Origin of the sequence: Novosphingobium capsulatum NBRC 12533 (genome assembly GCF_001598375.1) — a bacterium.
Classification (GTDB): domain Bacteria; phylum Pseudomonadota; class Alphaproteobacteria; order Sphingomonadales; family Sphingomonadaceae; genus Novosphingobium; species Novosphingobium capsulatum.
Map to the genome: position 1 here is coordinate 1 of NZ_BCYV01000044.1, position 6,040 is coordinate 6,040.

The 6,040-nt window shown below is 57.1% G+C and carries 6 protein-coding genes; 5 read left to right on the top strand and 1 reads right to left on the bottom strand.

Translation table 11 applies throughout. From position 1 onward, the window contains the following. Positions 1-352 precede the first annotated feature (352 nt). The 5 genes from SCA01S_RS21295 to SCA01S_RS21315 all read left to right on the top strand — a co-directional run bounded on the left by SCA01S_RS21295 (position 353) and on the right by SCA01S_RS21315 (position 5,512). Positions 353-946: a hypothetical protein gene (locus SCA01S_RS21295; RefSeq protein ID WP_062788796.1), complete on the top strand. Its 594-nt coding sequence runs from the start codon at positions 353-355 to the stop codon at positions 944-946. Between the two features lie 27 nt (positions 947-973). Next, entirely contained in the window at positions 974-2,074 is a 1,101-nt protein-coding gene (locus SCA01S_RS21300; protein ID WP_062788798.1) for a helix-turn-helix domain-containing protein, read from the top strand. A 148-nt stretch (positions 2,075-2,222) separates the two neighbouring features. Continuing rightward, the gene (locus SCA01S_RS21305) at positions 2,223-3,149 is read left to right on the top strand and encodes a HEPN domain-containing protein (protein ID WP_167542938.1); all 927 of its coding nucleotides are present in this window, start codon (positions 2,223-2,225) and stop codon (positions 3,147-3,149) included. Positions 3,150-3,274: 125 nt separating this feature from the next. After that, positions 3,275-5,023 carry a DUF6119 family protein gene (locus SCA01S_RS21310; RefSeq protein WP_062788802.1) on the top strand — a complete coding sequence of 583 codons (1,749 nt, stop codon included), beginning with the start codon at positions 3,275-3,277 and terminating at the stop codon, positions 5,021-5,023. A gap of 18 nt (positions 5,024-5,041) precedes the next feature. Next, positions 5,042-5,512, top strand: coding sequence for a hypothetical protein (locus tag SCA01S_RS21315; protein WP_062788804.1), 471 nt, complete (start codon positions 5,042-5,044; stop codon positions 5,510-5,512). Positions 5,513-5,752: 240 nt separating this feature from the next. On the opposite strand, the gene SCA01S_RS21320 is transcribed toward SCA01S_RS21315, so the two are convergent. Beyond that, positions 5,753-5,962 (bottom strand): helix-turn-helix transcriptional regulator, encoded by a 210-nt coding sequence (locus SCA01S_RS21320; RefSeq protein ID WP_062788806.1) that lies wholly within the window; start codon positions 5,960-5,962, stop codon positions 5,753-5,755. Positions 5,963-6,040 lie beyond the last annotated feature (78 nt).

Below are 6,040 nucleotides of genomic sequence, written 5' to 3' on the forward strand. Positions count from 1 at the left end.
TTGTCCCACGAAGCGGCGTTCCGCTTCCGGCAGCACGCGACCAGAACGCGTCATTCCTCGATTGAGCTCTGAACGGCAGCTTCCGCCAGAACCGGTCATTCGTTTAGCGCGAAGGCGTCCGGCTGCAATGCGCCCCAATTCCCATCATTCACGCGTAATCAATGTTCTCCCGAATGCCGACATTTCGCGCACCTTAAGAAAGGCTCAGGCTGTAGGCGCTGGCAGCAACGGCTGCGCGCATGGACCAGCCAGAACAGCGCCGGCGCGGCACACGGTTTACAATTTTGGGAGCAGTTGACAAATCTATCAATTTGCCCATGATGCACGCGCAAGAGCGGCAGAGGGGCACAGCATGTCGAAGAAATTCCCGTGGGACTATCATCCCGATCTCACAGAAGAGCGGCTCGTCACGGTGGCGCAGATGATCGTCGACGGCCGACAGACTGCGGTGGAATTGTTCGACGAAGCGGCGGGCGATAATGGCTGGACACTTGGTTGTCGGGCTTTCCAGTTCGGGCGGGCGCGTATCTTGCGCGCGGTCGATGAAGCGGCGCATCCGTGGCTGGACGTCATCGATCGGACGCTGCAGCTCATTTTCACGATCGGTGAAGTGCCGATCCGGATCTATCGGGGCGAAGCCGAAGAGCCGACGGACCGTACGCGGCGGCATAGTCTGACCGAACTCAAGCAGCTTGGCTTCTCCTTCGACGAACGGGATGAGGGGCGCGATCTGCTGTTCCGCTTTGCGGTCGAGACCGATGTTGACGGCAGTGTGTTGGCCGTGAAGTTTGTCGGCTTGCGCGGAGAGACGGCGGTGTTGAACTGGGATGTTCCGCTCGCGCTTGATACCGCAACTGGCGCAGTCGGTCGGCCAGCGACTGAGAGCGTCGAGCTCAAGGCACCGAGCGTCGGTGTGCGTACCCGCGAAACCAAGACGAGCGAGTAACGCCGGCACGGGCGGCGGAGACGATCAATGGGCTCACAGGCATTTAAGGGCGAGCGCCTGCGGCTCGCCCGCGTCGCGCTCGGGCTGACGCTCGACCAACTAGGTACGCGCGTGGGCGCGACCCGCCAATATCTGAATCAGCTTGAGCGGGACATGAAACCGCCGACGGACGAGATGTGCGCGGCGCTCGCTGCGGCGCTCGGGGTCGCTGAGCGCTTCTTGAGTCTGCCTGCCGAAGCGGGCATCCGATCGGAACAGTGCCACTTTCGCAAGCAGCGGACCACGCCCGTTTCGGTAGTGAGCCAAGTGCTTGCGCGCGGCACCCTACTGGACGGCTTCGTGAGCAGGCTCGATCGCGAGCTCGATCTTCCACCGGTGACCTTCCCCGACATCCCAGTAGAGACGATGCACGATGTCGAGGACGCCGCCGAGGCGGCACGTGAGCATTGGGCGCTAGGAACCGGCCCCATCAAGAACATGATGCGGGTGGTTGAGAACGCAGGTGCCGTGGTCAGTTTCTTCGGCGGAGTATCGGAGCGAGTCGACGCGCTCTCGATCGACTGTGCGCGGCCGATGATCATCCGCAGCGAAGCGAAGCCCGCGGCATGTCGCCTGCGTTTCGACCTAGGCCACGAGGCCGGGCACCTCATAATGCACCGCGGGCTTCAGACGGGGGACAAGTTAACAGAGGACCAAGCCAACCGCTTCGCGAGCGCGTTCCTTTTACCGAGATCATCTTTCGTCCACGAGTTTCCGCGAGGGCGCTTTCTCGACTGGACCGCGATCTACGAGCTCAAGTTGCGCTGGAAGGTTTCAGCGGCGGTGATCGTGCGGCGTGCCTATGACCTACGGATGATCTCCGCCGATCAGTATCGCACGGGCTATATTCATCTCAGCAAGACGGGTCAGAAGAAAGCCGAACGCTATGACGATGTGATTGAGCCGGAGGAGCCCGAACTGCTTCCCAAGGCGGTGGAGGCGCTGGAGGCGGCCTATCCCGGTGCCACTGAACGCCTAATCAGGGAGACCGGCCTCGATGTTGAAATGTTCCTTCATGTGTCCGGGCTTTTGCTGCCGCGGTCATCGACCGACGATGCGAACGTGGTGCCGTTCAGCTATTATGTCTAAAACTGCGGCTGGCGATCTTCGGTACCACGTCCAAAGTCGCTGGTGACGCCCCCCAAATTCGGCCGTTAGCTGCATTCAAGCATTGCGCTAATCGCTGCCATTCGTTTCGGCGTCGCGCCTGCGTCCCCGGATGTGCGAGGAGAAGGGTATGACGTTGCAACGGCCGCCTGCGTGTGGGCCGCAGTTCGACACGATGATGGCTCAGATCGACTTCAAGCTTACTAATGAGGACGTCGATATTCCGACGCGCCCGATGCTGGCGGTGCGCGAAGTCTCGATGACGTATAATCTCAGCATGCCGCTCGGCGGCGACACTGCGCGTCTGCCGCCGGAATTACGCGAGAATGCAGCGCTGACCGAAGCGATCAATCAATGGTACAAGGACAATTACGGGGATCGGCTGAAAGAGGATCCATGTCCGGGTCGGATGGTGATCCTGCTCGATGGCGATCTCTACGTCCTACGCGTTCCCCGCATCTTCGGCAGCGTGAATTTCGTTCTGACGCGCCAGTGGTTGCCTAATCCGGGCATCGGACGCGGCCCCGCAACCTGTAATATAACCCAGCTTGTTGACGGGATGACTGCGGCCAAAGCCGGGCGCCTGTCCAATGTTGCCCTCGACACGATTGGAGCCGCGTTCGAAGTCGCCGTGCCCGCCGCGTACACGCTCGAGAGCTCCGATCATGGTTTGATGTTCATTGCTCGGGGCGATGTCGAGACTGCGGTCAACGGTCTGATGGCGCGCGGTGGTCGCTATGGGGAGTCAAAATGGGCGTCACTTCAGGCCGCCGAAAAGGTGCTCAAGGCCGCGATCGATCGCGCGGGCGCAAAGTTCGGTTTCACCCATGGGCTTGCTAGCCTGTGCAATACGCTCGCCGATACTGGCTTGGACTTTAACGCCGACGCTCAGGTGGCCGCGATCCAGTGCAAGCCGGGTATTCGCTATGGCGAGGAACCTTGTACACGGGACGAGGCGCTGGCAGCTCATCGCGCCTCGCTCGAGCTGGTAAATATCCTGAGTGAAGCCGGCGCGAAGTTCGAGTTGGGTATTGACGGGCTACAACGATCGGGCTGAACGGGGCCTGTGACGTACAGTATCTAGGGCGTCTCGCCTTCGCACCAATCCGATCCTCGCGCGCACTTGAAATAGGTCTGGCGAAAAGGACACAGCCATAATACGCTCCATACAGGAGTGTGGATATGGCTGAGGATGTTGAAGCCGAAATTGGGCAGATTACTTTCTATCTGGCTAAGGCCGATACGGGCTTTGATACGATTCTTGTTGACGATGCGGATCTGGATACGAAGCTCGCCATCCGCAAAGCCGACTTTGAGGTCGATGAAGCTGAATGTCGTTTCATCTACTTCGAAACGCATTCCGCCAGAGGGAATCCACCCTGGCTGGATTTCGTCAACGAGAAAGCGAATGTCGCAGATCCCTTTACCTTCGCCGATGCTAGCAGAAGCCCCAACGGCATTTTGCTTATCAAGACCGAGGATCGGCTTTTTTCCGCGGTGTTCGGAAGAAGTGCGGCGAGTTGCCTAAACAAAAAAATGCTCGAGCCGGATTTTGGTATCAAGACGGCGATGAACATGTGTGGGAACGAAGAAATTCGTCAGACCCGCACCCAGAGCAATGCTATAACGCCAACCCATATCGATCGGCAGGCGAGTAGGCCTTCCGACTCCTTGGTATTCGGCCTGAGCGAGGCGGAAGATCTGAGATACATTTCCGCTCATATCAAGGGGAAAAAGAACACGACTCTACAAGGGCGTGACAACCTGACGGTCAAGGTTGTCGGCGAAGAGAAATTAACTTGGGAGCGTCTGATCGTCCAGTGTCAGACATTTCTGGAGCGTTTCGAAGCTCGCGACTATATTGATCTGTTCCCAAATTATCGAAATTTCCAACCAGCGACTGAAGCAGAAACTGAAGAGCTCAACGCACTGCTGCTGGAGTCCTTGAAAGGGAAAGACTATTCAAAAGTCGATCTTTGCATACCGGAGTTCCTATCGGCCGAAGAATATAGCTTCACCTTCACGAATAATCCGAAGAAGGAAAACATAGTCTACTCCTTCCTCACGCCAGCGCTGCTCGAGGAGGTTTTCAAGAATCCTGACAAAATCACCGTTGATCGGCTCGAAAGCAGGAAGATTTTTGCGTTCTCACCGGCCGAGGATCGCGTCCTTACTCATATGCGATGGCCGATATATGATTGTCTTGTTTACGAGCACGCAATTGGTGATGACTATTTCGTTCTGAGCAGCGGACGCTGGACCAAGGTCGATCCGGAATTCCATCAGTCGATTGTCGATTTCATGTCGAATCGGGTTCGTGAGGAGGACGCGGAGCCATGGTGCTGCAATATTGACATCAGCGACGATCAGGCCAAGCAGAATACCGAGGCCAAGTTCAACAACAAGATTATCGAGCTTCGGCCAGACGCCATACTTTTCGACCGAGCCCAGCTCAAAATTGGCACCGGCAGGAAGAACAAGGAGTTCTGCGACGTCCTGGAACTTTGCGCAGACGGTCGAATGCGGATTATAAATGTCAAGAAATACAAGGACGCGGCGTCAATCAGCTACCTGTTCTCGCAGGCCAAATTTTACTGCGAAGCTTTCTTGCACGATGACACCTTCCTCTCGGAAATCCGCGATCATATAAAAAACAGTCCTTCCCCGTCGAAGGGCGATTATCTCGCCTACATAAAGCCTTCAATCGAGGACAATCACGGGAAGGAATATACGCTTTGCCTGTGGCTCCTCTTCAACAAAGCTCACCCAAAACCGGACAAGAACGATATTCCCCTGATCTCGCAGTACGAACTTAAGCTGATGCACGATCATCTGCGGAGAATCTGTAAGTTTCAGGACATCGTCATCCGATTCATACCGGTGAAGATCACACGATACACGCAGGCGAAAAAGAACAAGCAGGCGGCATAGCTACGGGGGCCGAATGCCATGACATCTCCCAACTTTGAGCACCTCAAAGCCCACATACTTCCGCTGTCCGTCGCATCGGACTTCGAGGCGGCGCGTCAAGAGTGGGATCTGGTCGCTGTCGAAATAAGCGACGAATGGGATCATTGCCCCTGCGGCCAGGACATCAAGGAGCATTGCTACATCCGCAACCGGCACAATGGAAACAGCACCTATGTCGGCAATGTGTGCATCAACCGCTTCATCCAGATCAGCACCGGAAACCTGTTCGATGGGCTAAAGCGCATCGCGCAGGATGACACAGCGAATGCCAACCACGATTTGATCGAGCACGCTTGGCGGATGGGCTATCTATACAGCGAGATGGAATATCGCTTCCTTCTGCAGACCGCTCGAAAGCGCAATCTTTCGCAGGCCCAGCTGGACTGGAAGCGGAAGATCAATCGTCGCATCCTCGCCCAGACGATCGTGCAGCGCCGAACGAAGCGTTAAGCAGCTGAGCCATTCTCGGCATCGAGTGATGAACGTCCGCTTCGTCATCTCCAAGACTCAAACCCGCCTGACCACTTCCGGCCCAGTATCTGTCGACCCACGATGCGCATCGCGCGGGCGTTAAATGTCGGCTTCTGACAAGAGCAGCTGTTCGGAATCGCGCTTGGGAACGGCAGGAAAGTCCCAGATTCCGGCATTTCGCTTGCCAGAAGGTGGAGGCAGCATGTTTGCCTGTGCGTGCTATCGGACCTCGTCGACCCGATAGAACATGGGATTACGCATCCATTCACGGATGGCGGATTCTCGCCAGCCGGTGCAGCGCGTGGCGATGCGGACCTGCTTAGGAAAAGTACCCGCCTGGATCTTGCGGTAGAGGGTGGCACGGGTCAGGCCGGTGCGATCGAGCACGGCGTTGAGGCGCAGAATACGGTCCGGTGGCTGTTCGGTCATGGCGGGGTCTTTCTGTGCTGTGGTTGGCTTTCTTGCTCCTTCGCTGTGAGATTTGCTGGTCTGCGGTCGGCGTCAAGA

Bases quoted from the DNA above. Each gene is read 5' to 3' on its own strand.
- SCA01S_RS21305 (WP_167542938.1), top strand. From the start codon at position 2,223: ATGACGTTGCAACGGCCGCCTGCGTGTGGGCCGCAGTTCGACACGATG.
- SCA01S_RS21320 (WP_062788806.1), bottom strand. From the start codon at position 5,962: ATGACCGAACAGCCACCGGACCGTATTCTGCGCCTCAACGCCGTGCTC.
- SCA01S_RS21295 (WP_062788796.1), top strand. From the start codon at position 353: ATGTCGAAGAAATTCCCGTGGGACTATCATCCCGATCTCACAGAAGAG.
- SCA01S_RS21310 (WP_062788802.1), top strand. From the start codon at position 3,275: ATGGCTGAGGATGTTGAAGCCGAAATTGGGCAGATTACTTTCTATCTG.
- SCA01S_RS21315 (WP_062788804.1), top strand. From the start codon at position 5,042: ATGACATCTCCCAACTTTGAGCACCTCAAAGCCCACATACTTCCGCTG.
- SCA01S_RS21300 (WP_062788798.1), top strand. From the start codon at position 974: ATGGGCTCACAGGCATTTAAGGGCGAGCGCCTGCGGCTCGCCCGCGTC.